This is a genomic window from Skermanella sp., from assembly GCF_059503625.1.
This window is the reverse complement of sequence record NZ_JCACHA010000504.1, coordinates 1-2,141: the sequence shown is the minus strand read 5'-3', so window position 1 is coordinate 2,141 and position 2,141 is coordinate 1. Positions and strand designations below refer to the sequence as shown.

Annotated in this window: 1 protein-coding gene and 1 pseudogene; one reads left to right on the top strand and one right to left on the bottom strand. The window is 59.1% G+C overall.

Annotated features, from left to right (window positions below):
• On the bottom strand, positions 1-233 hold a 233-nt coding region (locus AC5JJ6_RS10890; protein ID WP_496042051.1), incomplete at its 3' end, for a hypothetical protein.
• A 265-nt stretch (positions 234-498) separates the two neighbouring features.
• On the opposite strand from AC5JJ6_RS10890, the pseudogene AC5JJ6_RS10885 reads away from it, so the two are divergent.
• Positions 499-1,344 (top strand): annotated as a pseudogene (locus AC5JJ6_RS10885) (DDE-type integrase/transposase/recombinase); the annotation flags it as partial.
• Between the last annotated feature and the right edge of the window lie 797 nt (positions 1,345-2,141).

The window sequence follows — 2,141 nt, the reverse complement described above, 5'->3', positions numbered from 1 at the left end:
GGTCCGGCGGCGAGCAGAGCGGCGACGATGGTTTCCGGCACGCCGTGTTCGATCAGGTAGGCCAGCGCCGCGGCGTTGATCACATAATTAGGATCGCCGGCACGGAGCAGGTCGAGGAAGTTCAGGCGGCTCTTTGATGGCCGTGTAGCAAACCAGGCGAAGCAATCATTGCCGATGTGGGTGGTGTATTCATCGCGCCCGGCGTGGCGGGCCGCTGTGTCATCGACCGTCACCCAGGCGGCGGTTGCTAGCCCAGCCTCCAGAATGGCGTCCTTCTCAGCGTGGAAAGCATCCTTGCTGGCGGTCAGGATGGTAATGTGTGAGGTTCGATGACATCCTTTCACTTTCCAGCTTGATCATCTGACTGGCCTTCCAGAACTGCTCTCCTGCTGATTGTGGCACCTGACATCACGGGTTAAGCCGACAGAAGTCCTGTTGCCGTGGGCGTGAAACGCTCACAAAGGCATTCGCAACTGCTGAACCGTCGGCTTGGGGCGGCGGCGCTATCAGGAAGCCGGGCTTGCCGGGCTGGAGGAGATCAGCCGTCGGCCGCATCGTCAGGCGAGACGGAAGGTCTTCGCGGAGCAGGAGACGCTGATCCTTCTTGCGGCGCTCACGCCAGCTCGGCATCAAGCAGCTCCGCAACGAGTTGCTCCGGCAGCATGATCTGACCCTGTCGCACGACACGCTTCCCCGAGTGCTGATGCGCCATGGTGAGCAGCACCTCCGGCGCCGCAAACTTCCGCGCAAGAGCTTCAAGCGCTACAGCCGCCCCATCCCCGGCGACCGCGTTCAGATGGATACCTGCAAAATCGCGCCCGGGGTCTATCAGTACACTGCCATCGACGACTGCTCACGCTACAAGGTGCTCGGCGTCTATCCGCGCGAAGTGCCAGGAACACGCTGGTCTTCCTGGAACGCGTCCTGGAGGGGATGCCCTTTGCTATCCAGCGCATCCAGACCGATCGCGGCCTGGAATTCTTCGCCGAGGCAGTCCAACGCCGGCTCATGGAATGGACCATCAAGTTCCGCACTAACAGGCCGCGGGCTCCGCACCTAAATGGCAAGGTCGAGCGCACCCAGCGCGCCGACCTGGAGGAATTCTGGACCACCGTCGACCCACGAGCCCCCGATATTCACCAGCGGCTCGACGAGTGGCAGCACTTCTGGAACTGGCAGCGTCCGCATAGCGCCCTTGGCGGCATTACGCCCATGGAGCGCATCTGTGAACTTTATCCCAAGACTCCGCTCCGGGAGGAGGCTGAATCCGCTTACGATCCAGCCAAAGAGCGCCTCCGAACCACCAACTATGCCCTTGATACAACTCTGGCACGCTTGAAATGATGTGCCCAGACCCAACACCAAAGGCCTTGTCCGACGCCTCGACGCCTTGGGCTACGAGGTCATCCTCCGACCCAAGCTCGCGGCTTGATCGTGAGCAGACCGCATCATATCCGCTCACCGCCGCTGCTTATTTTCGGGGCAGAGTGTGAGAAAGGATAGTATTCCAAGCCCTTGAAACGATGTTCAAGTCCTGCTCGGAGAGCTTTAGCGTTGGATCATTGGAACAAACATTACAGACAAGCCAGTAGTCGAGCTCGACATGCCTCCATCGTTGGAGCCGCGACTTCTTCATCGTCCATTCCGTTGATTAGCGCCAAATCTTGAAAAAGCTCAAAATCCAATAGCTGAATCAGCTCGTCAATTATTCTTGAGTCTTGCGGTAGTGTCATGTCCGCATCTCAGCAGATCATGCTGGCCTAACCTCAGCGATATCCCGAGACGGACTGGGGTAATCAGCTGCTCTAACTTTCACCCACGTGTCAGGACGCTTTGCGACCTCTGAAAACTGCTGTCCGGGAGCGATCCGATTGAACTCTGAGTTTACGACGACCGCCCAGTCCCAGAGTAGGTCCCGCAGGCCAACAGAAATCCCCTGCCGCATCCAGATCTGTTCAAGGTCGCATCCTGCCGCCACCTCGGATCGTGTGATTCTCTCGACAGGCTCATTGGCTATGGGGTGCGTGACCTTGCTCATGAACTGGGCAAGAAGATCGACCTGCAGATGCTGGGCGACGACACCGAGCTGGACCGCCAGGCTTCGGCCGGGATCATGCCAGAATCATCCTGGCCTTTTGGGA